The following is a 26,205-nucleotide window of genomic DNA, read 5'->3' on the forward strand; positions in this document are numbered from 1 at the left end:
GATACTTCAAGAAACACAGCATGAAACCGAACATCATGAAACGCAATACCATGAAATCATTATTCCTGATACTCACTGCCGGAACGGTTGTACTCCCTGCAAGTGCACAACAGAAGAAAGACTATCCCATACAGCCTGTGGCTTTTACCCACGTTCATGTAAATGATCAGTTCTGGGCACCAAAGATGCAGGTGAATGCCGAGGTGACCATTCCTTATACTTTGCAGAAGTGTGAAGAGAACGGGCGGATCAATAACTTCCGGATGGCGGCACATGAAGTCAAAGGGGGCACGCTTTCTCAGTTTACTTTTGATGATACCGATGTTTATAAAGTAATAGAAGGGGCTTCGTATGCCATGCAGGTGAAGAAAGATCCGGCAATGGAACGTTATATTGATTCCTTAATTACGATCATAGGAAAAGCCCAGGAAAAAGACGGTTACTTATTTACCTTCCGGACTGCAAACGTAAAGAAACCTCATGAATGGATAGGAAGTAAAAGATGGGAAAAGGAAGAGGACCTGAGCCATGAACTTTACAACGCAGGCCATTTATATGAGTCGGCAGCAGCCTATTATGAGGCAACAGGTAAAAAGACCCTACTCAACATTGCCCTTAAAAATGCAGATCTGCTGGTTAAAGTTTTTGGTCCCGGAAAACTGCAGATCTATCCGGGCCATCAGATTGTAGAAATCGGCCTTGTCCGCCTTTACCGCATTACGGGGAATCAGAAATACCTTGATCTGGCTAAGTTTTTTCTGGATGTAAGAGGACCAAAGGGCGATCCCTATAACCAGGCAAATGAGAAGGTGGTCGATCAGCAAACCGCCGTCGGCCATGCCGTAAGAGCCACTTATATGTATACCGGGATGGCAGATGTTGCCGCCCTTACCGGCGATCAGAAATACCTGAATGCCATTGATAAAATCTGGGAAGATGTGGTCTATAAAAAGTTGTACATCACAGGCGGTATCGGTGCTACAGGCAATGGAGAAGCTTTCGGTGCAGCTTATCAACTGCCCAATATGTCGGCCTATGCAGAAACCTGTGCGGCCATCGCCAACATTTACTGGAACAGCAGAATGTTTCAATTGCATGGGGATGCCAAATACATGGATGTCCTGGAAAGAACACTTTACAATGGTTTACTTTCCGGTGTATCTCTAAGCGGCGACCGTTTCTTTTATCCCAATCCCCTGGCTTCTATGCACCAGCACCAACGTAGTGCCTGGTTTTCCTGTGCTTGTTGTATTTCTAATATGACGCGGTTCCTGCCTTCCGTACCAGGTTATGTGTACGCACAAAACAACAACGATCTCTACGTGAACCTGTTTATGAGTAACAAGGCTGATGTGAACCTTAAAGCGACTAAAGTTTCCCTTACTCAGCAAACCGGATATCCCTGGAACGGAAAAGTGGAGATGAGTGTTGACCCGGTAAAGTCAGGCACTTTTGCCCTTCACATCCGCATACCGGGTTGGGCTGTCCAATCACCTGTTCCCGGAGATCTTTACCGTTATATGGATCCTGCTAAGCCCTCCTTCAAATTATTGTTAAACGGACAAGCTGCCAATTACAAAATGGTCAAAGGATATGCCGTTGTAGCACGTAAATGGAAAAAAGGGGATAAGCTGACACTTGATTTGCCGATGGAGGTAGAGAGAGTTCTGGCCAATGCCAAGGTAAAAGATGATGTTGGCAGATTTGCTTTTCAGCGCGGACCAATTGTGTACTGCCTGGAAGGACCGGACAACAAAGATGGACTGGTTCAAAACATCATGGTGGATAAAGATGCAGTGGTAACGACTGCCTTTAACAAAGACAAACTAAACGAAATCCAGGAAATCTCAGTAGAAGGAACAGGTACCAAAAGACAACTGAATTCAGACGAACTGATTACCGTGAAGCAAAAGGTGACCGCCATTCCATATTATGCCTGGGCCAACCGCGGACCAAGTGATATGACGGTTTGGATTCCCTATGAAGCTTCTTCGGCCCGTCCACAACCTGCACCAACAATTGCGTCCCTGAGTAAAGTCAGTTCTTCCTCAGATAATCCACGTTTGCTGGAGGCCATCAGAGATCAGTATGAACCAGTAGATTCAAAAGACACCAATTATCCTTACCTCCATTGGTGGCCAAAAAAGAACAGCAAAGAATATGTACAATATGATTTTGCGGAAACACAGACCGTTTCAACGTCTGAAGTTTATTGGTATGACGATCAGCCATGGGGAGGTTGCCGCATCCCGGTTTCCTATAAGATCTTATACCTGAAAGAGGGCAACTGGACCCCCGTTGAAATCAGCAGCGATTCAGGAATTGCTAAAGACCAATTTAATGTGGTTAAATTCAAACCCGTAAATACCAAAGCATTAAAGCTTGAAATTCAATTGCCGGCAGAACAATCCTCAGGTATTCAGGAATGGAAAGTAAAATAATGGAATCAATGGCTGGCATTTATGCCGGCCATCCTTTTTCATTACTATAGGTTTCATAGGAAAGCCTGGTGAACAGGTTTTCATCTTTCGTTTTCATCTTTTGATTGTAGGCCTCATCTGCCAGGTATAACAGGGCCTCAAAGTCCATTTCTTCCGGCATTTCAGTTGGGTCATTGAGCACCTGTTCATAATAATCTTTTCCGTTTGCAACCACACAGCACCTCACGTACAGGAAATAATCCACTGAAAAATGCCTGCCATCTTTGTAAGAATCCGGACCGATATTGGAAGCATATGCAAGACCATCCAGCTGGTACAATTTCTCTGAAAGGATTTCAGCAAATTGCTGGATGTCTGCTACTTCCATCGTAACCAGCTTTTTTAATGCCGGTTTTAATACGGCATCATCGTCTCCCGTCTTTTTCCAATTGAAAGAGGCGATGACCTCCCAGAACAGCTCTTCGTCCATCGATCTGTAGGTTGAAGCTGTCTTTTCAGGAATGGCCTGACCTGCTGATAATTCTTTATAACCGCTGCGTTGTTTGTCCTGGATCAGCTTTTCCACTTCTTTGGTACAGCTGCTTTCGTCTGCAAACTGCTTTGTGTTTTCCCTTGCTTTTGCACCGACTTTACCAAATGTAACCGTATAGCTTATACCTGATATTTCAACCGTCCAAAGCTTGTTCGATTCTCCTTCCTGATTTAAAAACGTTCTCTTCATTGGTAAATAGATTTATTGCTGATGCGCCTAAAATAGGACTATTTTTCTTGAAATGAAAACAGAAAAGACCAGCCAGGTGATCTGGTTGGTCTTTTCTACATTTGATATTTTGTCTTATTCGGGAGATGAGCTGGTTTTATAACTCCATTGTCTGGATTATTCCTTTACTGCTCGGATCACATAAATTGGTCCTGCGCTGTTTTTTGCTTTGGGAACCAGTTTTATCGTCACTTTATTTTTGCCATTGCTAAGCTCAGTGGGTATCACATAAGAGATCTCATAAAAACGACTCTCTTTATACTTGTTCAGATCCTCTGTGGCAATCAATGTTCCATCCACATACACTTCAAAGTTTCTTCCCCGGTTGTCCATTCCCCAATAGGAGGCAATGAGCGTATTGGATAATTTTGGGTCTGTTTTCATCTCAAACTGAAGAAAACCTCCTTCACCTGCCATCCTCCATTTTTTTCCATGTTCCTCACCACTCTGGGCTTTTTCCGATGAGAAATTATGATCCCGCTCTGGTTGCATCTCTCCAAACCTGAAAAGGTCAGTGGTCCGGTCGTCCAGTTCTTTTTGCAATCGTTTTTGTTCTTCGTACACTTTTTGCTGAACCAGCCATTGTTCCGGAGTAAAAACATCCCAGTAAACGCTGTAATGCTGGTTTTCTGTCTGATTGAAAGGGATAAGTGTGACATCATGAGGCCTGGCAATACCTGTGGTTTTAAAGCTGAGCTGTTTTTGATCCACCATTTTTAGCCATTCTTTCGGATCTTGTTCTGCACTTACAAATACGGGAACGCCCTGTACCGGATCCGGTTCGGTTAAACCCAGGTCACCAGCCAAAAGCACCGGGCCATAAAATACTGCCCTCCGGTTAGGATTGTCTGGCATGGCCTCTGTATACAATTTTTCAGGGGTGATATATTCAATTTTATCGTTGTTTTTCCAGTTTCTGCGGATCACATAATACCCGTTTTCTTCCGATACCTGTGCTGGTTTCCCATTAACGAGGAGCTGAGCATCAGCGGACCATTTGGGTTTCCTGATCCGGATGGCAAAATTCCCGGATTTAGCAGTATTGATCAGCAGGCTGGTTTTATCGCCGTAGGGCAAGGCGGATTCCTGTGTAACTTTCAGACCTTTGTCCTTCCAGTTCAGCACAGAAGGGATAAACAGGTTTACATATAAACTTCCATCTGCTCCTTTGAAGTAAATGCTTTCATTGTATTTGACATGGTTTTCCATCCCTGTTCCCACACAGCAGGTAAAGCTGTTGAACTCATCACTGTATTCCTTCTTGCCACCCATCCTTAAAGGAACAAAGTAACACATCATGCCGGTATGGTGGTTTTGGGAAGCGAGGATATGGTTGTACAACCCCTTTTCATAATAGTCAAAAAGTGTGGCAGAAGGATTTAGCGTAAACAGATGCTGGGTCAGTTTAAGCATGTTATAAGTATTACAGGTTTCGGTGGTGTTTTCAGTCAGTTTATCATTCAGCTTATCGGCCTCCGACAAATATTCGTAATTGCTGTTGCCACCTGTTACATAAGAATGGTGATTGACCACCGTGTTCCAGAAAAAATCTGCAATGGCAAAGTCTTTTTTATCTCCGGTAAGCTGATACCTGCGGGCACTGGCAATAATTTTAGGGATTTGGGTGTTGGAATGTTTTCCCGGCAAAACGTCTTTCTGTTCCGACAGTGGGTCCAGAACCCGCTTGTCATAAAATTTGTATGACAGATCCAGGTATGGCTTTTCTCCGGTAATTGCGTATAAATTCACTAAAGTTTCGGCCATCCCGCCATACTCGCAAATGAGCATTTTCTGTATTTGTTCTTCACTGAGGTGGTTAATGGTGGCACTGGTCCACCTGGCCAGCTCTTTTGCAGCGGTTAATGCTTTCGCATTTCCTGCATACAGGTAGGCGTCTAATAAACCAGCCATGATTTTATGTACGGTATACCAGGGTGCCCATCCGCCATTCAGGTCAAAACCGCGGGTTTCAATGTCCCCTTTGGCTACCCTGGCCCAAATGGTATCTTCGTTTGGAATCGCACCAATGTATCCGGTCTTCCGGGCCTGCTGACAAATCACCAGTTCATCAACGATATAATTGATTCTTTTCAACAGTTCCGCATCCCTGCCAGAGGCATACTGAAATGAAATGGCCGAGAGGTAATGTCCAAGGCTATGCCCGGCCAGTCCATCTGATTCCCATCCGCCATATTTTTTTGCTTTCTCTGATAGGCCTGCATTGCTTCTGAAACCGGCTAACAAACGATCCGACTCTATTTTAAGCAGGTAACTTACATCGGCTTTCATAGCGGTTTTAAAGGGACTTTCAAGAAGCGAGACTTCCGAAAGCGGGAAGGCATAGGCTTTAATGGGAACGGCATTTTTAACGGTCATCCTGGTATCGTTCAATCTGGGTACGTAGGATTGGGCATTCGCTGATAGGCTGCATAGCAGTGCTGCCATCAATAGGCTGGAGCAAAGGGTTCTGTTCATGGTCATTAATTGGTGTCTGTCTTAACAGGAATAAAATTAGGCAATTGGCCCGCGCTGGATATTGCCTAATTTCGCCAATACCGCTTGTATTTTAGCCAGTATACCAAGGTACTGATTGTCCCTTATAATAAGCGTTAACTTGACGTATATTAGCATCTTTTGACCGTATCTTAACCTCTTTGCTGTTGAATTCTTCCAGAGCTGCTAATATCTGTACATTAATGCCCAACAACCAACCACAACCTAAACAACCGACCATGAAAGTACTTCCTTTTACTTTACTTGTACCGGACGATAAAAGTGTAATATCCGAACAGATCGAGTTACCTCATTTTTATCAATACCTTCATCGTCATGAGGAATGGCAGATCACCTGGGTAGAGCGGGGAGAAGGTACCCTGATCGCTGGCAATAACCTGCATGCATTCCGTCCCGGCGATCTCTTCTTAATCGGTGCAAACCTGCCTCATTTATTTAAAAGCAATCCCGAATATTTTGCCGGCGATGAAAGTAAATACATTAAGGCCAGTTCTATCTTTTTCAATCCTAACGGCCGACTGGCAGGTTTGTTTAAAATGCCTGAGTTAAAAGCGGCAAGTGCTTTTTTGAAGAACAACAAACATGGATTTAAGGTCCCAGATGCCTTCGCTTCCCTCTTATCTGAACGGATAAAAAACCTGCATGAATCCAACGGATCGGCTACTTTGTTTGCTTTCCTGAATTTACTGGAGGTTCTTCAAAGTGTAGAAGATAGTGCAGTGCCGCTTTGTCCGGATTTTTATTCCTCCAATCTTTCAGAACATGAAGGCATCAGGCTCAGTAACATCATTAATTTCATCATGCGTAATTACAACAACCGCATTGATCTGGAAGATGTGGCCAACGCAGCTTACATGACCCCTCAGGCTTTTTGCCGCTATTTTAAAAAACATACCGGACATACCTTTATCTCATTTCTGAATGAAGTGCGGATCAATGATGCCTGCAAGAGCCTGGTTTCGGACGACAAGCCGGATTGTATTTCGGGTGTTGCCTATAAAGCCGGTTTCAACAGCATCGCAAATTTCAACCGGGTGTTTAAGAACTTAATCGGGCGCTCACCAAGAGCGTATATAGATGAATACCATAATGTAAGCCGGATCACCAGCATTGCAGGATGAACAAATCCTGCCAATTGCTACAGATATTAACGCCTTTTGACCGTATTCTAACCAATTGCGATTGAATTTTTGACCAGGGAGTTAATAGCTGTACATTGATACTCAACACCGAAAACGAACCAAAACAAAGACCACAAAATGAATAAACCATACCAATTACTGTTGATGATCTGCCTGCTGCCCTCAGCTCTTTTTTCACAGGAAAAAACAGCCTCCAGTCTCTACGAGCAAACCAGCGAAATGGGGACCACCATCATTACTTATCAGCAGGATGTCAAAGCCATTCAGGATTTTTACTGGCCTTATGTGACGGAGGGTACTTATCCGGAGATTGCCCGCGTCTACTATTCACCCGAACAGCGGGACCGTCTGCTCAGCGTTCAAAAAGAATACCTGAAAAGAATGGAGCAGCTGAATTTTGATGCTTTCAGTGTATATGGAAAGGTAGATTACCTTTTGCTCAAAAAGGAAATCAGGAAAGAAATTGCGGACTTGGAAAAAGCAGAAGTCAATGAAAAGGTGATTCTTAAATACATTCCTTTCGCCCCTGGAATTTATGCGATTGAAAAGGAAAGGCGGAGAGGTAAAGCAATGGATTGGTCCGCTGTAGCCGCAAAGCTAAATGCGATTACAAAAGAGGTAGGGGCTTTTAATGCCACATCAATCAACAAAACAACGCTGAACAAAGCACAGTTAAAAAATATAAAAGATGCGATATACGGTCTGAAGACGAGATTAAGAGGTGTTTATGACTTTTACAAAGGCTATGATCCTTTATTCGATTGGTGGATTCCTAAACCCTATGAAACATTGACTCAGGCTTTAAACAATTACGCATCCCTGTTTTCCGAAAAACAAAGCGAAGCAGCTGTTCAAAAAGATAGCAATTATGGAATAAAAGGGAATCCAATAGGGCAGGCAGAACTTAGCGCACAATTAAAAGCGGAAATGATTCCCTATAGCCCGGAAGAACTCCTGAAAATCGCGGAAAAGGAATTTGCATTTTGTGATCAGGAATTGTTAAAGGCTTCTGCAGAAATGGGTTTTGGGAAAGATTGGAAGAAAGCCCAGGAGAAAGTTAAACAGAGTTTTGTCGCACCGGGTAAACAACCCGAACTTATTGTACAATTGCAGGACGATGCCCTCGGTTTTATTCAAAAACAGAATTTAATGAACATTCCTGAGCTGGCAAAAGAAACCTGGGGCATGGTCATGATGTCGGCAGAAAGACAGCTGGTCAACCCATTTTTTACCGGAGGCAGGGAAATCAGCATTTCCTATCCAACAGCGGGTATGACTGACGGAGATAAGCTGATGAGCATGCGGGGCAACAATCCTTACTTTTCAAGAGGAACAGTACAACATGAATTATTGCCGGGTCATCACCTGCAATATTATATGAATAGCAGGTACAAGAATTACCGGGAACTTTTTACCACACCCTTTGGAATTGAAGGATGGACCCTGTACTGGGAACTGCTTTTGTGCGATAAAGGTTTTGCCAAAAGTCCCGAAGAGCGGATTGGAATGTTATTCTGGAGAATGCACCGCTGTGCAAGAATCATTTTCTCCCTCAATTATCATTTGGGTAAATGGACGCCGGGTCAGTGTGTTGACTTCCTCGTAGATCGTGTGGGACATGAGCCGGCCAATGCAGAAGGGGAAGTGCGCAGGTCATTTGAAGGTGGCTATAGTCCATTATATCAGGTGGCTTACATGATTGGAGGATTGCAATTGATGGCGCTAAAACACGAGCTGGTAGACAGCGGAAAAATGACCTATACCGACTTTCATGAACGGGTGATGAAGGAAAACCTGATTCCTATAGAGATGGTCAGGGCCACCTTAACCGGACAGTCCTTAAAAAGAGATTTTACCTCGCAATGGAAATTTTACAACTTCAATAAGTAGCCCGGTAACCTTAGCCTAAACCAACCAACCAACCAACTGACCGACCAGCCAAACTACATTTCATGAAACAACAACCAACAGAATTTAAGCCTTCACTCCGGTTAATCGATGCAACAATGCTTGTTGCAGGGAGCATGATCGGGTCAGGGATATTTATTGTCAGCGCGGACATTACCCGAAATGTAGGCAGCTCAGGCTGGTTGCTGGTGGTCTGGCTGATTACCGGATTTATGACCTTAACTGCCGCCCTGAGTTATGGTGAATTGAGTGCCATGTACCCGAAAGCAGGAGGGCAGTATGTGTATTTAAAGGAGGCTTACAATCCGCTGGTCAGTTTCCTGTATGGCTGGAGTTTTTTTACGGTCATTCAAACGGCAACAATTGCTGCGGTGGGCGTGGCCTTTGCTAAGTTTACAGCTTATCTATTGCCACAATTCAGCGAAGACAGGATCCTTGCTGACCTTGGTTTTCTACAGATTTCTTCTGCACAACTGCTGGCCATTGTAGTGATTGTGATGTTAACTTATGTGAACAGCAGGGGGGTAAACACCGGTAAATCGATACAAACTTTCTTTACGCTGGCCAAACTGCTGAGCCTTTTCGGCCTGATTGTATTTGGATTGTTTTTTATGCAGAAAGATATCTGGCAGCTCAACTGGAAAGATGCCTGGGAACTGAAACCTCTTGCAGGATCAGCAGGGATAGGTTCTTATACTACACTGGCCGCTTTTGGCGCAATTGCAGCAGCCATGGTGGGTTCTATTTTCAGCAGTGACTCCTGGCACAATGTAACCTTTGTAGCGGGTGAAATCAGAAACCCGAAGCGGAATGTGGGCCTGAGCCTGGCACTGGGTACAATCATGGTGACGGTTTTATACATCTTAACGAACATCATGTATACAGGGGTCCTTTCCCTTCATGACATTGGACATGCAGAGAAAGACAGGGTAGCCGTTTCGGCTGCTCAGGTGATCTTCGGGGGCTCTGGGACAGTGATCATTGCATTGATGATCATGGTCTCCACCTTTGGCTGTAATAACGGACTGATCATGGCAGGGGCGAGGGTGTATTATTCGATGGCGAAAGACGGACTTTTCTTTAAAAAAGTAGGCACATTGAACAAGAATGCGGTACCTGCATTTGGCCTTTGGATCCAATGTCTGGTTGCTTCGTTGTGGTGCCTGAGTGGCAAATATGGCGATCTGCTGGATATGATCTCCTTTGTGGTGGTGATGTTTTATATGCTGACGATAGGAGGGATTTTTATACTGAGAAAAAAGCGGCCTGATATCGAACGTCCCTATAAGGCATTTGGATACCCTGTTCTGCCACTCATCTATATCATTATGGGCCTTGCATTCTGCCTGCTGTTGATCGTTTACAAACCCCGTTTCACCTGGCCAGGTCTGATCATCACCCTGATCGGGATTCCGGTTTACTTTCTGATCGGTAAAGTTAAAAATAACCAGCGCGCATAGCTTATTTTCTGAAACTTCCTGGTATACCACAGGTACTTATGAAAATAAGTGCCTGTCGGTTGATGGTTAACCGTCAAATGGATATTTATTTATAAACGTCTGTTTGACGATTAATATATATTGTATACATTCGATAACTAATCAACCATCACCCTAAGTATCATGATGTTCAAAAAAAAACTATTTCATCAGCTTGGCCTTTCCCTGCTTATTCTGGGGAGCAGCCAATCGCTGATCGCACAGCAAACGACAGTAACTCTGCGTACAGACCAGTCTGCAGGGCAAATTAGTAAACACATCTACGGACACTTCGCCGAACACCTTGGCCGCTGTATTTATGATGGCTTTTATGTAGGCGAGAATTCAAAAATCCCGAATACTGCAGGGGTAAGAAATGACATTATTGCCGCGCTCAAAAATCTCAGCATTCCAAACCTGAGGTGGCCGGGTGGCTGTTTTGCAGACCGCTACCATTGGAAAGATGGAGTCGGACCTAAAGACCAACGCCCTTCAGTTGTAAACACCATGTGGGGCGGAGTAACGGAAGACAATAGTTTTGGAACCCACGATTTTTTGAATATGTGTAAGCTGCTGGGGACAGAGCCTTACCTGGCCGGAAATACCGGAAGTGGAACCGTTCAGGAGCTGGCAGATTGGGTGCAGTATGTGAATTTTGATGGCCGGAGCCCGATGTCCGACCTGCGCGTTAAAAACGGACAGGAAAAACCATGGGAGGTAAAGTTCTGGGGTGTAGGAAATGAAGCCTGGGGTTGCGGAGGTAATATGACCTCCGAATATTATGTGGGTGAATACCGCAAGTATGCAACCTTTATGGAAGGAAAAAACCTATATAAAATAGCTTCAGGGGCCAACGGTGATGATTACCATTGGACAGAGACTTTGATGAAAGGAATTCCGCTGAATATGATGGACGGCATCGCTTTACACCATTATTCAGTCCCGAACTGGGATAAAAAAGGCCCTGCAACAGGATTTACCGAGCAGCAATATTTTGATACCATGAAAAGTGCTTTACGTATGGAGGAGCTGATTACCAGACATACCGCAATCATGGATAAATATGATCCCAAAAAGAAAATCAGTCTTGTAGTGGATGAGTGGGGTGGATGGTATGATGTAGAAAAAGGAACAAACCCGGGATTTTTATACCAACAGAGTACCATGCGTGATGCGATGATCGCAGGCGCTACTTTAAATATTTTCAATAACCATAGTGACCGTGTTAAAATAGCCAACCTGGCCCAGTGTGTGAATGTTTTACAGGCCGTAATTCTGACCAGCGGAGAAAAAATGCTGCTTTCTCCAACTTACCACATCATGGAGATGTATAAGGTGCATCAGGATGCAACACTGATTCCGGTAGTGGTTAAAACAACTGATTATGTTTTTGGCAATGAAAAATTACCCTCCGTTTCTGTGTCAGCTTCAAAGGATGCTGCCGGACTAACACATGTTTCTGTAGTCAACATCAATAAAAATAAAGGGGAAGACTTGCAAATTGACCTCAGCGGAAAAGCTTATAAATCTGTTTCCGGGCGCATCCTGACAGCAGCGAAAGTTGATGACCACAATACGTTCGAAAACCCGGAGGCCATTAAGCCTGTGGCTTATCAGGCAGCAGTATTGAAAGATGGAAAACTGAACCTTAAACTTCCCCCGTTTTCAGTAGTCGTCCTGGAATTGAAATGATGATTTTACCCCCACAGTTGCAAAGAAATAACCGTCCCGTATTTCTAAGTAGGATCAGACAGGAAGATATCGGTAAAATAACTTACTACTCAGCTAATTTGCATGAGTTTTCAGAAGAATATTAAAATTAGTTTTAAATAAGATTTGCAATAGGGCAAATTGTTTCCACTTATTTAAACCCATTAATTATGAAAAAGTTATTATTTGTTCTGTTCCTGTCTTTTGCCTGTACGAGTATTTATGCACAAGTGAAAGCAACCAATCCGGATTTGCCCGTGTACAACAATGGCGATTCTTACGGTTATTACATTGACGAAATTCCAGGGGCACTTTATTATACCTGGACCGTTGTAGGGCCGGAAGGAGGATCAACGGTTTGGTATGCAGGAGATCGGGCAATTGATGTTGTTTTCTCTAAAAAAGGGATGTACGACATTATATGCACGGTTACCATGGCTGATGGACCCGATCTTCTGTTTGCCCTGAGCCCTTATGTTCAGGAAGAATAACAATGAATAACAAAACCGGTTACTGATCTGAAATGATTTCCTGCTTGTAACATAAATGTTAATATTCTGGGAATATCGGACAATATGCTCAGTATCTATCTGCGATTTTGCCTCTAGTTTTGGTTGAATACTAAACCAAAAACCAACAGGGATGAAAATCAAATTAATTATCTTACTTATTTGTGCTTTTGCAATCAACTTTGCAAAAGCACAAACCAACGTCATCAGAGGGAAAGTAACTGATGATTCCGGAGGCGGTATACCAGGTATATCGATCAAAGTAAAAGGCACTTCCTTGGGGACAGCCACAGATGCAAATGGTAATTTTAGCCTGCAGCATGCTGCTCCGGCCACGCTTATCATATCAGGCATTGGCTATTTATCTAAAGAAGTTGTATTTAACAACCAGTCAAATTTTACGGTTGTTCTTAAAAGCGACCTGCAGGACCTGAATGAAGTGGTGGTCACAGCGCTGGGCATCAAAAGAGAAAAGAGAATCCTGACCTACAGCTCACAGGAAGTAAAAGGTGATCAGCTGACACAGGCCAAAGAGCCTAACCTCGTGAATGCCATTGCAGGAAAGGTCTCCGGGGTGCAGATCACGAGTTCTTCGGGAACACCAGGAAGTTCATCCCGCATTGTGGTGAGGGGCGCAAATTCCTTTTATGGCAATAACGAAGCCTTAATGATCATTGACGGGATCCCGGTAGACAATTCGGAAAGGGGGAACCTCAATTCAGGCCCCGGAACAAACAGGATTGCAGATCTTGATCCCAATATTATTGACAACATCAACGTCCTGAAAGGAGGGGCGGCAACAGCTTTATATGGCTCAGATGGTGCAAAAGGAGTGATCATCATCACCACTAAAGCAGGGCAGAAAAACCGGAAACCAAGCCTCAATATCAGCTCGGGTTTTTCATTTGAAAACCCATTGCTCCCTGAGTTGCAAAATAAATACTCTTTGGGAACCAACGGGAACTATTATGACGGAGTAACACAAAAAACAAGTACTTCCTGGGGAGCGCTGATGGACACCTTGAAAATCAACGGACAGCCGGCAAAGGTCTACGATCAGTCTGATCTTTTTTTCAAAACAGGAAAAACCTATAGCAATACCATCAGTGTGGATGGGGGCAGCAATATCAGTTCTTATTTCCTTTCTTATTCCAACCTGAAACAGGAAGGAACAGTTCGGTCTACCTCATTCAACAGGAATACGCTTTTTGCAAAGTATAGCATGGAGGTGCTCAAAGGCCTCAATATGACTTTTTCATTGAATTATGCAAATACCAAAAACGACCGTCTGCCGGAAGGTTATGCCCTGGAAAGCCCGGTTTGGACCATCTTTTCTGCACCGGTATCCTATGATTTACAGCCTTCGCTCAATGAGGATGGCAGTCAGCGCCTTTTTCGCTTTTCCCGAAATAACCCTTACTGGGTCACAGATAACATTAAGAACAGGTCGGTCGTAAACAGGTTCATCCCAACTTTTACAGCCGACTATAAACCATTAAGCTGGTTAACGATCACTGAGCGCTTTGGAGCGGATGTTTACGTGGAACAGGATAAATATAAGGAATCGAGACTTTCGGTATCGAATCCTAATGGCAGGCTGGTCGATAACAATGTGAATTTCAGACAGTATAACAACGACATTATGGTGAATGCCAGCAAAACTTTTGGCGATTTCACTGCAGACCTGCTGCTGGGAAATAACATCATCTCTACCTATACCCAAAATATTTATGCGAACGGGCTTGGCATTACTGTCCCCGGACTGGATAATATGAGTGCAGCCTCAAATGTAACCTACAAAGAGGACAGCTACATCAGCAGGAAAATCGGGTTTTATGCTCAGGCCAATATTGATTATAAAAAGTTTTTGGTGTTGTCTCTGACCGGTAGGTATGATGGAAATTCTGTGCTGGCGAAAAAGAGCAACATGTATCCTTATGGCTCTGTGGCAACAAGCTTCATCTTCTCCAATTTCTTCTCATCGGGATTCTCAGATGTTATGAATTTTGGTAAACTGAGACTTTCCTATAGTACTGTTGGAAACGCAAGTATAGGAGCATATAGCTTACTGAACCCTTTTGAAAGTCAGACGGTAAGGAACATTGCTTTTCCTTATAGCGGACAGTCGGGATTTTTGATCAGCCCTGTATTAAATGATCCCAATTTAAAAAATGAACGGATCAACGAAATTGAACTGGGCCTGGAGACCGGGTTTTTCCGCAACAGGATTAACCTGGAGGTCACCTATTTCAATAAAAAAACAATAGATGGCATCATTCCGAATGTAGCAATTGCCCCTTCAACAGGGTATAACTCCACGAGTGTAAACTCTGCTGAAATGCGCAATCGCGGGATAGAGGTCCTGCTAAATGTGAAGCCGGTGAAAACAGAAAATTTTAGCTGGGATTTCACCCTGAATTATAGCCGTATCCGAAATAAGGTGCTGGCGATCTATGGGGATTTACAGCAGATTGGAAATGGCTTCACCAATATCATATTAAACCAGCCATACGGTGTAATCTATGGAACGAGATACGACAGAAATGCAGAAGGAAAATTGCTCATTGATGATAGTGGATTGCCGTTGGTAGCCGGGCGACAAGGAATTATAGGTGACATCAACCCGGATTGGATGGGTGGCCTGGTAAATAATTTCAGGTACAAACAATTCGGCCTCAGTTTTTCTTTTGATGTAAAAAAAGGTGGCGACATCCAGAACAACGTGGACGGCTACGGATACTTTTATGGAACACCGAAAGTAACCGAAAACCGTGGCCCAAGGGTAGTGGAAGGCGTTAATATCAATACCGGAAACCCGAATCAGGTGGAAGTAAACGGGCAGAGCTATTACCAGCGCATCAACGGAATACTGGAATCCGTAATTCAGGATGGTACTTACGTTAAATTGAGAAATGTAAGCGTTGGTTATACTGTTAAACCCTCATGGATTGCAAAAAGCCCTTTTAAGGCAATTTCTTTCAACATCACCGGTCGTAACCTCTGGATATATGCGCCACATTTTACCGGTGGCGATCCTGAAGTAAGTTCATTTGGTTCGTCCAACGGATCGCAGGGAATATACTCCTTCTCTACACCCACATCGCGCTCCTTTGATTTTAGTTTGAAGTTAACCTTGTAATTTATTAATACGATCAAGATGAAAAAGATATATCTGATTTTAACTGTCATCAGCCTTATGATTAGCTCAGGCTGTAAGAAATATATTGATGTAAATGAAGACCCCAACAGGCCGATCAATGTAACTGAACCGTTAATGCTGGCACCAATAGAAATGCTGATCTCCCAAAATATAAATGCGGCTGGTGATGGAAACTTAAGCATCGTTTTGCAGCAGTATATACAGGTGATCGCCCTGAATCAGGTAGCCCCAAATTTCGGCACCTATTTAATGTATAGCCAGGATATGGATGGCGACTGGAACAACATGTATGTACGGACACTCAATAACCTTGCTCTACTTAAGAGCAAAGCGGCAGCGAATGGCAACGCCAATTATTCCGGCATTGCCAAGATTTTAACCGCTTATTGTATAGGTACAGCAAGCGACGCCTGGGGAGATATCCCATACTCCGCAGCATTTGCTGGCAAAGGGAATCTGACGCCGGTATACGACAGCCAGGAGTCTGTATACAAACAAATCAACGCCTTATTGGAAGAGGGGATCGCAGATATCACAAAACAGGCTGGCCTGAAACCAGGTAGTGACGATTATTTCTATAATGGAGATATGGATAAATGGAAGAAACTGGCCTATACTTTAAAGGCCCGCTACCTGATGCACCTGACTAAAGCCCCGGGGTATAATGCCGCAACACAAGCTCAACTGGCCTTAACTGCATTGAGCAATGGAATGACCACGAATGCGGATGACCTGAAAATGGTTTTTGTAGGCACTCCGGGAACAGAAAACCCATGGCAGCAAAATTTCCTCCCGGCCAGTACACTGGTCCTTGCCAATACATTTGTAGATGGATTTAAAACAAGAAATGATCCCAGACTGGCCAAAATGATCGCACCGGCAAAAGAAACGGGACTTTATACAGGCCGGGAAGCTGGTCTTGACGAAATCGGAAGTCTGGAATCCTATTCTATTCCGGCAAATTTCTATGCCGCCCCAAATGCATTTAATTACCTGCTGAACTATACAGAAGCTTTGTTTATAAAGGCAGAGGCCACTCTAATCTTATCAGGTGCTACAGCAGCTCAGCCGATATACACGGAGGCCGTAAACGCACATATGGCAAAAGTAGGAGTCAGCAATAGCGATGCAAATGCTTACCTGAGCAGTCGCGGGAATTTAACCACCGCAAACGCCCTGAGATTGATTATCGAAGAAAAATCCATTTCGAACTTTCTGAATGCAGAGAATTACACAGACTGGAGGCGGACCGGATTTCCGTTATTAACAAAAGTTAAAAATGCCCTCTCGGAGATTCCACGCAGGGTATTATACCCAAATACGGAAATCATCTCCAACCCACAGCCACAACAGAACGCAAAATTAACTGATAGGGTATGGTGGGATAGAAACCTTTAAAAGCAAAAAGAACCTGTTCAAAGTCATGAACAGGTTCTTTTTTTACGCCGGTGTTTACTGATCCTATTGTGTTAAATAGTTATAAATTTCAGTGTTTTTCATTTGCTGTTGATATTCTGCCTGGGAACCAGCCATCATAGGATAGAAAAATACCTCTTTATTTCTGAAGGTGAAAGTACGGCTATACCCATTCTTACCTGCTTTTATGGTTTTCATGGCGCGATCCAGATCGCTTTTAAACTTCTTTTTGTTTTCTTTTTCGTCTGACAGATAAGACTTTAATTCCTTTGTTGCAAGCTCCTGGTTACTTTGACTGTCGATGATTAATCCCAGTAAATATCCATAAGCCTCATCTTTCCTGCCGGCTTTATAACATGTTTTTGAAAGGTCATAAATGATCCGTTCCATATCTTTGATATAAGTGGTTCCGCTTGACACTTCGTAACGGAAATCAAATGCTGCCTTTTTATAAAAATCAATGGCCTGTCCGTAATTTCCCTGCGACAAATAATAATCCGCCAGAGCATGGGCCGACAAATGTTGTATGTTTAAGAGTTCGTTGATCTCAAACTGATCTTTCTTTTTGAAGGTCGAAAAATCCAGGGTTAAAAAGTAATTAAACTGGGGAACATAATCTTTCAGGTTAAACCGCGTGATTTTAGTGTCTAACTTCTCTATGTTTTTGTGTAGTTCCTGATTTGATTTAAAAGACTCGTTCTGAACCAGTTCTTTTAATAATTGCCGGATATCATCCGTTCTGAAATCATGGAATAAGGGAAACTTTTCTCTGTCAGTCTTCTCCTCACCAACTCTGGTAATCCGCCTTTGCTCCATTTCTTTAACGGAATTTCCGGTATTAAAAATATCCTCACCAGAAATACTGATCTTAAAAGCATATATAATCACACGGGGTTTCTCCTGACTTTTATATTGATTGTCTATGCTGATCACATACATCCAGTTCTCGTCTCCGCGAACAAATGATATTGAATTTGGTTCATTTACAATAAACTCAGCTGGGTTCTGCGTAAAAGTTCCCTGTACTTCGGGTCTGTTCCTTAGCAATACGCTGAAGAATTTTGTACGACCTACTTCTTCCATCTTGTAGAGGTACTTTTGAACATATTCTTTCATATCTTCCGTTAAGCCCCCGGTTGATCTCGAGCGGATTGCCGAAACATTAATTTTATCGTTGTCGAACCTATATTTTGCAGGGAAAACAACAAGTTTAGCTTCCGGGTCTGAAAGTACAATCGCAATACCTACATTATCTTTTGAGAAATTGGACAGGCTTAGTTTTTTAGATTTCTCAAAACCTGTGAGCATCGTACTCAAGAACTTATAGTTGGGGTCAGCAGACGAATAGCTATTTACTACGGTTTTAACCTTGCTTTGTATGTCAGCATATTTTTCCTGGGCCTGTCCAATATTGAATATTGAAATAAAGAGGAAGTTAAATAAGAGTGTTCTTTTCATAATTGGGTAGATAGGTAAACGAAGATATTAAAAGGTCGTTATGTTGCGGCAATTAATGATCATTTTTGTGAAAAATGGTAACGGTTAGGGGCTAAGATATCATGCTCATGATTCGCTTTTCCGTTAAGAAAAGCGAACCTGCACATGTGCTAAAGAAATCATATATCATTTACGGGATTTAGGTCCCTTTGTCCTTTTCTGTTGCGGGGATATTTAACAAAACAATGGACAACAGCATCAATAGCACGCCTGTCCACTGTAAGAAACTGACCTGTTCTTTGAGGATCACGTAAGAACAGACGATGGCTACCGGAAGCTCTACTGCCATAATGATTGCACTGATACCTGCACCAATCTGTGATATGCCTTTGGCAAATAAAACCGGTGGGATGATCGTTCCGAACAAAGCGAGAAAAAGAGCCCATTTTCCCAAATCAGGATCCAGGATATGCGCGCTGCCCGCAAGTGCCTGTACATTAAAAAAGAAGATCCCTGCTGCCGAACCGGTTACAATGATCGCACTTTTTTGTAATGCTGCAACACTTTTTCCAACCCTGCTGTTGCCCACAATATAAATGGCATATAGTAAGGACGAAAGTAAAGCATACAAGATCCCTTTCAGGGACAGGTTTGTTTTAAATTCGGTCAGCATTCCACTAGCCAGAACTGTTCCTGTGATAATTAACAGAACCGTCATCAGCTGCATTGGTGTTGGTTTCTTTTTAAATACAAGCCATTCCAGGAATACGCCTATCCATACAAATTGCATCAAAAATACAATAGCCACAGAAGCAGGGATATATTTAACAGAAACATAATAGGTAAAGGTGGTCAGTCCGATGGTGATGCCTGTTAAGAGAAGTGCTAAAAATGACGACCAGTTTCCGGTTCTGATGGCCACATTGCCATTCTTTTTACCGGATATCAATACCAGTAACCATAAGGCAATCATACCAATGAAGGCTTGGGAAAAGGAGATTTCGGAAGGGGAGTAGCCTTCTTTATACGCCAACTTTACAAAAGTTGATAAGAAACCGTAGCTGCATGCTCCGGCAAAAACCATGATGATATATTTAATTTTAATCATGAATTGAGTTGTTTTAAATGCTGTTAATCCTAAGAATAATGAAGAAAATACATGCATTGCAAAACAACCCCAGGCATCAATGGGATGTCTGTTCAGGTAAAGGACTGAAGTTTACAGCTGGTTATTTTGCAAGCAAAATAACGTTTGGCGGAGGGGTATTACAAAATAGAAGTCCCATATCATTTATTTGAAATCAAATATAAAATATAAATCTCTCATTTAACAGGAATTAAGGAGAGATTCCCAAAAGCATAAATATCCCTGGATACAGGTATTTTATGGGCTGTGCTACTGGTTATCTTTGTAAAAAGACCAGACGATGCTGAACCAGGCTTTAAAAACAAAACTTTTTTATGCGATCTCATTATTACTCTACAGTATGATAGCCCAGGCGCAGACAGGTAAAAGTTATAAGGCATTAAAAAGTCACGATGTCCTGAAACAGGGAAACGTTGAGAAAAATAGATGGGAATATGATATACTTGATTTTAAGAAGGATCGGGTAGGTGTATTAAGCTACATCATTTACAGCGAACGTGTGGATGGTCAAACTTACGCTGTTGCAAGTGTGGATGATGATTGGAGCTATTATAAATGGCAGAAGCGCAATGACCTGATCCAGTTAGAGGGCTTGAGTGATGATAATGAGCTGAAGAGCCTGAAAATCAATGGCAATGGTTTTGTAAGTTCCAAAAACAAACGACTGATATTTAAGGAGCGTAAACCATTACAACCGGCAGATACGGTGATCGGGAAAACTTATGCGCTTAATTTGTATGATAATGAGTATTCTGCCTTTAGTTTCGACAAGGAAAATGTAGAAATCGCCTCCTGGAAAGAGGTAGGCACAACAGAAAAGACATTTGTTATTGATGAAAGGGAAAAGCCAAAAAAATACAAATGGGTAGCTGATGGTAATTATATTCTGATCCTGGGATTTGAACCATGGGATGTTGCACTGTTCAAAAGCAATACCGTCATAGGTCTATATGAAGGTAAATTAATGCCACTGACATTAGAAACACGTAAACCAAAGAAATAGCTCCGTTTTTCTGTTAAGAAAAACAGAGCTATATGTTATTCAAATTGGCAGGCTTGAAGCCCGCTCTCAAAATTTATTTGGCAAATGAGAATCTTCTGGAGATACTGAATCCCCAGCGGTATTGCCCTTTGAGCCATGAACTTGTGGTTTGTGGAATGAACTGCATCTCCTGGATCGCGGTTGCATTCGTAAAGTTCAGGTGAAATACGTGTCCTCCGGTTTCCATTTCCAATCCTATACCCAGAGGGTTGTAAAATTTAGTGGCGGTAACCTCTTCCAGATAGGCTTTGTCTGCCTTATTCCGGAATGGCAGAAAGTAATCTATCACAATTGCCATCCGGCGGCTAAACTTCATCCTGCCACCTACACCAATCGCGAACATATCATTCTGATCACGGAAGGCGGTAAAGTTCCGGTGTACATAGCTTGGGGTCAGGGTAAAGGATAGGTTAGCGTTGAACTTCCTGGCCAGGATGATTTGGGCCACCCAATTCTGACGGTCTTTAAAGCCATCATAAGCAATAGGAGAGGCTGGATCATCCTTATTGGCGGATACCGCTGCAATCGTGTTACTTCCAAATAAGGTAACCGCAAATGGAATATGGTCATCCGTAGTTTGTTGCAGTAACCGGTATTTCAGGCTCCCTTCATAGAGTTGCTGCACTGCTGTAGCGCCTTTTGCTCTGGCCAGACCTACGGTCAGGTTATCAGTTATCCCATATTCAAATCCAATGCGGACATCAGTGGAGTTGTCTAATCCGAAAAACTTCCGGATTCCCCCGTCATTACCTGCAATGTCTCCAAAACGGTGGTCAACCTTAAAATCAAGCTCATTCTTGTAAAGGGTTTCATTGGTATGCCCGTTGATCAGTTTGGTGGATTTGAAAGTCGCCTTTACTTTCTCATTTTTAACAGAAGGAACTGCGAGCTCCTTTTCGAGTTCTTCCTGTGCAAATGCCGTCCGGGCACTCAACAACAACAGGACAGAAAAAATGATGATCTGTGGTTTAGCTATTTGTGTCTTCATTATTTTTTAGGTAAAAAGGTGGCCTGAATACGGACTTCAACGTATTCAGCAATGTTTTTAAATACAAGCTTTGGAATCTTAATGTCATGTTCAGCGATTTTCACTTTAAAGACTGCCGTGGCATTCAGCGTTCCTTTGCTGATCAGCAGGTCGGCTTGAGTGCTGTATGCTTTGCTGATGCCATGAATGTTCAGATTCCCTTCTACGGTTACCTTATAGGTGCCATCTGCGGCCATATTGACCGGATCTTTAATCGTTCCTTTAAATTCGGAAAGCGGATATTTATCAGACTCCATATAATTCTCATTAAAATGCTCCTGCATCAGTTTCTTTTTAAACTGAAAAGAGGTGTTTTTAACTTTGAAAATGAGGTTGCCCGATTTGGTGTCTATTACCGCACCTCCGGTGGCACTTTTCCCTTCAATATCCTCCATGATCGTGCTCGAGAAAAAAGATACTTTGGCGTTGTTACAGATCAGGATTTGCTGCGCATTTACTGAACAACTGATCAGGATAAATGCAATAAACAGACAGGTGTTTTTCATGGTCGTCCGGATTATTCAGGCATGTTATTATCGAACCATTCTTGTAAGGACTTCAGCTCTGCAGCAGAAAGACTTCCACCCCGGGGCATGGATTTGTTGACCAATACCGCCTGTTTGATTCTGGTTTGGCTGCTGGTCACAGAACTCAGCCCGTTGAACGTCCAGATTGCCGCTGCACCTCTTCCCGGAGCATGGCATCCGGCACATTTGGTTTGAAACAGGGCTTGGGTAAAATTGGCGTAGGTAACTGTTGACGTTGGTTTTTCCGGCGGCTCCGGCTTCATCTCGGCAGCCTGTCTTTTAGAACAGCTGAACAACAACAAATAGAGGAGCGTCAGGGCCAGATAGACCGGAGTTCGGGTAGGCCACCCGGTTTTTAATTTGATTTTCATAGCGGAATGATTAGGGGTTGAAAAATGTGTTCATTTAATAAATGTTACGTGAAACCATAGTTGATGGTTGCTTGCCCCCGCAGAAATATATTTTAAGCAATCAGCTTTTTTTGGAATTTGTTCAAATAATGACTAAATTATATAGGTAAATTAACATCTTATGAAAAGGCTCATTCTAACCATCTCCCTATTGGTAGCAATGTTTTTCAACCCTTTAAATGCGCAAGTCAAAAAGGCGGTCGTAAAGCCCAAGGGGAAGGTAGAATCGGTTAAAGAACCTGTGTTCAGCAAAACAGACTTTTTTAGCCAGACGCCGGATGGAGCTGTACAGATCATCAACGATGAACTCAAAAAACTCCAGATTACACTCAAAGACATTCAGGAAACAGCTACTTATGAGTATGATGTAAAGGGCAAAAAACTCAACAGCATGGCCACCACTTCCAGGCGATTGATCTTTGACAAAGGACTCAATGCATCAGTTGTTGCCGATAAGGGCGACAACATCACTGAAATCTCCCTTGAACTGAGTACTGGCAATGTAAAACAATTCAAATCCATAAAAAAAATGCTGGGCTTTGCTGGCTGGGCGGTGATCGGCCAGACGGAGTCTGACACTACTTTTAGAAATGGAAATCTCGTGGGAACCAGCTTCTCGTATCTTGCGCTGAATGAAGATGGCGAGCAGACCAATCAGCTGGTGCTGGCCCTTAGTATGAAACGGGTAGGGCTTTATAACTATGTTCCTAAAGAGGTCAGACCCTTCAATGCTCAGGACCTCAGCGTATATGACAATCCCGATGATATCGGTTATGCCATCATTGAATTTATGAAAAAGATGGGCATAAACCTCCTTTACCAGGACCGCGAGCAAAGCTTTGCGATGGACGGGGAATTGTCGGGCTATAGCCGGAGTTACTATTTCAGCAACTCAGTTTTCGTCACCATTAATACTTCAGCATTATGGAGGCTGAAAAGCATAGATCTGACCTGTAAAGATCCCATCACCTTTTCCAGGTTGAAAAAAAACACGGGCATCCTGCAATGGCCAAAAACGGGTAGCAACACAGAATCCAATTCCGATTTTTATGCACTTAATCACATCCGTTGCAGCGTTTATTCCAGCGCAAAGTATATGTTATTTGATGTCAAACCACTGGAGACAGATTTGTCCGGAAGGTTGGAAAACACAAAAGCCCCAGGTTTCGATGATCTGGCTTCCCTTTATCAATCGGGCCCGAAGGAGCAGGTAATTCGGACGATATCGAATAATTATGTAAATGGTCTAAAGCATGATGAGGTCTTAAAAAAATGGGTTTCTGATCCGCTTGCTGATAAACTTAAATTTTATTTTAAACCGCCCAATACCCCAATTGCAGTATGCATCTTTGATTACAATGTTTCCCTAAAGGACAACAACAGCACTGCAATGTACCTTTATTCCAAAGACGCCCAATACCTGAAAAACCTCCTTTCACAATATCAAAACAGCAGTTTCAGTTCGAAATACATTTACCTGATAAAAATGGACGGGAAAGTGGTTCAGTCGCCTATGGACTTTGATGAGATCTGGTTCCTGGACCGGTCAGTCAGAATGCAGCAGTTAGCCATGCAGGAGCAAAAGCAAGCTGATGCTGCAAGACAGAAAGAACAGGAAAGGCTGGATGAGATAGAAAGAGAAAAACAAAAAGCAGCCAGGTCAATGGAAACCTTAAATAAGCTTGGAGATTTTCTCTTGAAAACACCGAAAAAAAAGCCTTAAACATTTCAGTGTCCTGAATTCATCCTCAGTTTTTATAAATCATTAAATTTTACCTAACCATTAAATTTCCTACAATCGTTAAACTTCCTGTAATTATTGACTTTTCATAATTACAGGAAGTTTAATGATTTATAAACAATGAGAATGCCGTTTTTTACCAGAAAACAGTGTATAGTGCAGTCAGTATGCCCATAATAAGGAGGGAAGCAATGACAAATCCGGTGCTGACTTTAAACATCGCAGTGTCCACTTCTATGGCCTTCCGGTCAATTTCTTTTTCTGGTTTCCACAGACTGATCACTACCATAATGATCACAATTAACACAAAATCAATGGTCATTCTGTCCAGAAATGGGTAATCAGGAAATGCGCCGTTTGTCCATACCGGCAGGAACTTCAACACCGTTGAAATGGGAATCGTCAATAAGGCTCCGGTCATGGCTGCTGCAGCTGAAGTACGTTTCCAGTAAAAGCCAAGTAAGAAAATGGCCAGTACGCCGGGAGAAATAAATCCTACATATTCCTGTATAAACTGATAAGCCTGATCCAGTGATTTCAGGGCAGGGGTAACCAGCGCTGCAACAGTAAGTGACACCACCACTGCCCATCGGCCTACGCTTACCATCTTTTTGTCGGTGGCCTCTTTTTTAAAGTATTTCTTGTAAATATCCAGAGAGAAAATGGTCGATATGCTGTTTGCTTTACCTGCCAGAGAAGCAACGATCGCTGCGGTAAGTGCAGCAAATGCAATCCCTTTTACACCCGGTGGTAGTAAATTCATTAGTGTCGGATAAGCATGGTCTGGTTTAACCATTCCTCCATCAGACATTTCCGCATGAAACAGCCCTTTATTGTGCAGCACATACATCACAATTCCCGGGAGTACGGCAATTACCGGAATGAGCAGTTTTAAAAATGCGGCAAATAAAATTCCCTTACGCGCGGTTTTAAGGTCGGCACCCAGAGCCCGTTGCACAATGTATTGATTGCAGCCCCAGTAGGCGAGGTTGTTGATCAGCATACCCCCAATCAGTACAGAGAGGCCAGGAAGTTCTTTATAATACTTATGAGAAGAATCAAAGATCATATGAAAATGCCCAGGGGCTTCAGTCCTTAATACGGAAAGCCCTTTGAAAATATCCTGACCAAATCCATACTCCTGAGCAAGCAGGGAAAGTGCTAGATAGGTAGTGATCAAACCGCCAAGGATCAATACAATCACCTGGATCACATCGGTATAACCGATCACCTTCATTCCCCCTAAGGTTACTACCATTGAAAAAATACTCAGTCCAACAATACACCACTCAAAACTGAGTGTAGATATCGACGAAATGGCCAGTGCACCGAGATAAATAATGGAGGTCAGGTTCACAAATACATAGACCAGTAACCAGAATACGGCCATTACCGTGCTGACTTTATCGTTGTACCGCTTCGATAAAAACTGCGGCATGGTGAAAATCTTATTCTTCAGGTAAACCGGAATGATAAAGATGGCCACAATGATTAAAGTGGCTGCTGCCATCCATTCGTAAGAAGCAATGGCGAGCCCCAGTGCAAAGCCTGAACCTGACATTCCGATAAAATGTTCGGCCGAAATGTTTGATGCGATTAAGGAAGCTCCGATTGCCCACCAGGTTAAAGAACCTTCGGCGAGGAAAAAGTCTTTTGAGCTGATGTTGCTGGACTTTTTCTTATGATAAATATAATAGCCATAGGCAGATACGGCGATCAGGTAAACAAAAAAAACAATATAGTCTGAAGTTTGTAGTTGGTTCATGGTTTAGGCTTGGCTCTATTTATATTTGGCTTGATGGGATTCAGGATATATTGTGATTACTCACAGGATAC

18 protein-coding genes are annotated in these 26,205 nt (G+C 42.9%); 10 read left to right on the top strand and 8 right to left on the bottom strand.

What is annotated here, in order from left to right; translation table 11 throughout:
* Positions 1 to 20 precede the first annotated feature (20 nt).
* Positions 21 to 2,441, top strand: coding sequence for a glycoside hydrolase family 127 protein (locus BUC20_RS00945; protein WP_234994416.1), 2,421 nt, complete (start codon positions 21 to 23; stop codon positions 2,439 to 2,441).
* A gap of 19 nt (positions 2,442 to 2,460) precedes the next feature.
* Here BUC20_RS00945 and BUC20_RS00950 read toward each other — a convergent pair whose 3' ends face one another.
* Positions 2,461 to 3,162: a DUF4240 domain-containing protein gene (locus tag BUC20_RS00950; RefSeq protein WP_073226246.1), complete on the bottom strand. Its 702-nt coding sequence runs from the start codon at positions 3,160 to 3,162 to the stop codon at positions 2,461 to 2,463.
* Positions 3,163 to 3,318: 156 nt separating this feature from the next.
* The gene (locus tag BUC20_RS00955) at positions 3,319 to 5,676 is read right to left on the bottom strand and encodes a glycoside hydrolase family 127 protein (protein ID WP_073229328.1); all 2,358 of its coding nucleotides are present in this window, start codon (positions 5,674 to 5,676) and stop codon (positions 3,319 to 3,321) included.
* Between the two features lie 257 nt (positions 5,677 to 5,933).
* Here BUC20_RS00955 and BUC20_RS00960 point away from each other — a divergent pair, with 257 nt between their 5' ends.
* The 7 genes from BUC20_RS00960 (at position 5,934) to BUC20_RS00990 (ending at position 17,020) form a co-directional block, all read left to right on the top strand.
* Entirely contained in the window at positions 5,934 to 6,836 is a 903-nt protein-coding gene (locus tag BUC20_RS00960) for an AraC family transcriptional regulator (protein ID WP_073226248.1), read from the top strand.
* Positions 6,837 to 6,974: 138 nt separating this feature from the next.
* Positions 6,975 to 8,747: a DUF885 family protein gene (locus BUC20_RS00965; protein WP_073226250.1), complete on the top strand. Its 1,773-nt coding sequence runs from the start codon at positions 6,975 to 6,977 to the stop codon at positions 8,745 to 8,747.
* Between the two features lie 62 nt (positions 8,748 to 8,809).
* A complete protein-coding gene (locus BUC20_RS00970; RefSeq protein WP_073226253.1) occupies positions 8,810 to 10,225 on the top strand; it encodes an APC family permease in 1,416 nt (471 codons plus the stop codon).
* A gap of 162 nt (positions 10,226 to 10,387) precedes the next feature.
* Entirely contained in the window at positions 10,388 to 11,935 is a 1,548-nt protein-coding gene (locus tag BUC20_RS00975; RefSeq protein WP_234994418.1) for an alpha-N-arabinofuranosidase, read from the top strand.
* Positions 11,936 to 12,123: 188 nt separating this feature from the next.
* Complete coding sequence (locus BUC20_RS00980; protein WP_073226257.1) at positions 12,124 to 12,444, top strand: hypothetical protein; 321 nt, start codon at positions 12,124 to 12,126, stop codon at positions 12,442 to 12,444.
* Between the two features lie 151 nt (positions 12,445 to 12,595).
* Positions 12,596 to 15,601, top strand: a complete 3,006-nt coding sequence (locus tag BUC20_RS00985) for a SusC/RagA family TonB-linked outer membrane protein (RefSeq protein ID WP_073226260.1) — start codon at positions 12,596 to 12,598, stop codon at positions 15,599 to 15,601.
* 18 nt (positions 15,602 to 15,619) lie between these two features.
* Positions 15,620 to 17,020 carry a SusD/RagB family nutrient-binding outer membrane lipoprotein gene (locus tag BUC20_RS00990; protein ID WP_073226263.1) on the top strand — a complete coding sequence of 467 codons (1,401 nt, stop codon included), beginning with the start codon at positions 15,620 to 15,622 and terminating at the stop codon, positions 17,018 to 17,020.
* A 63-nt stretch (positions 17,021 to 17,083) separates the two neighbouring features.
* On the opposite strand, the gene BUC20_RS00995 is transcribed toward BUC20_RS00990, so the two are convergent.
* Complete coding sequence (locus BUC20_RS00995; RefSeq protein ID WP_073226265.1) at positions 17,084 to 18,496, bottom strand: hypothetical protein; 1,413 nt, start codon at positions 18,494 to 18,496, stop codon at positions 17,084 to 17,086.
* Between the two features lie 178 nt (positions 18,497 to 18,674).
* On the bottom strand, positions 18,675 to 19,583 hold the full coding sequence (locus tag BUC20_RS01000) for an EamA family transporter (RefSeq protein WP_073229331.1): 909 nt from the start codon (positions 19,581 to 19,583) through the stop codon (positions 18,675 to 18,677).
* A 319-nt stretch (positions 19,584 to 19,902) separates the two neighbouring features.
* On the opposite strand from BUC20_RS01000, the gene BUC20_RS01005 reads away from it, so the two are divergent.
* Positions 19,903 to 20,625, top strand: a complete 723-nt coding sequence (locus tag BUC20_RS01005; protein ID WP_073226268.1) for a hypothetical protein — start codon at positions 19,903 to 19,905, stop codon at positions 20,623 to 20,625.
* Positions 20,626 to 20,698: 73 nt separating this feature from the next.
* Here BUC20_RS01005 and BUC20_RS01010 read toward each other — a convergent pair whose 3' ends face one another.
* From BUC20_RS01010 to BUC20_RS01020, 3 genes are read right to left on the bottom strand one after another with little or no spacing between them, the layout of a single operon-like run.
* Positions 20,699 to 21,652, bottom strand: a complete 954-nt coding sequence (locus tag BUC20_RS01010; RefSeq protein ID WP_073226271.1) for a DUF5777 family beta-barrel protein — start codon at positions 21,650 to 21,652, stop codon at positions 20,699 to 20,701.
* Positions 21,652 to 22,197 (bottom strand): YceI family protein, encoded by a 546-nt coding sequence (locus BUC20_RS01015; protein ID WP_073226273.1) that lies wholly within the window; start codon positions 22,195 to 22,197, stop codon positions 21,652 to 21,654. The genes BUC20_RS01010 and BUC20_RS01015 overlap by 1 nt, the downstream gene beginning before the upstream one ends.
* 11 nt (positions 22,198 to 22,208) lie before the next feature.
* Entirely contained in the window at positions 22,209 to 22,589 is a 381-nt protein-coding gene (locus BUC20_RS01020) for a c-type cytochrome (protein WP_073226276.1), read from the bottom strand.
* Positions 22,590 to 22,749: 160 nt separating this feature from the next.
* Between BUC20_RS01020 and BUC20_RS01025 the strand changes: the two genes are divergently transcribed.
* Positions 22,750 to 24,351: a hypothetical protein gene (locus tag BUC20_RS01025; RefSeq protein WP_073226279.1), complete on the top strand. Its 1,602-nt coding sequence runs from the start codon at positions 22,750 to 22,752 to the stop codon at positions 24,349 to 24,351.
* A 154-nt stretch (positions 24,352 to 24,505) separates the two neighbouring features.
* On the opposite strand, the gene BUC20_RS01030 is transcribed toward BUC20_RS01025, so the two are convergent.
* The gene (locus BUC20_RS01030; RefSeq protein ID WP_073226281.1) at positions 24,506 to 26,134 is read right to left on the bottom strand and encodes a sodium/sugar symporter; all 1,629 of its coding nucleotides are present in this window, start codon (positions 26,132 to 26,134) and stop codon (positions 24,506 to 24,508) included.
* Positions 26,135 to 26,205 lie beyond the last annotated feature (71 nt).

The organism is Pedobacter caeni (genome assembly GCF_900129215.1).
GTDB lineage: Bacteria > Bacteroidota > Bacteroidia > Sphingobacteriales > Sphingobacteriaceae > Pedobacter > Pedobacter caeni.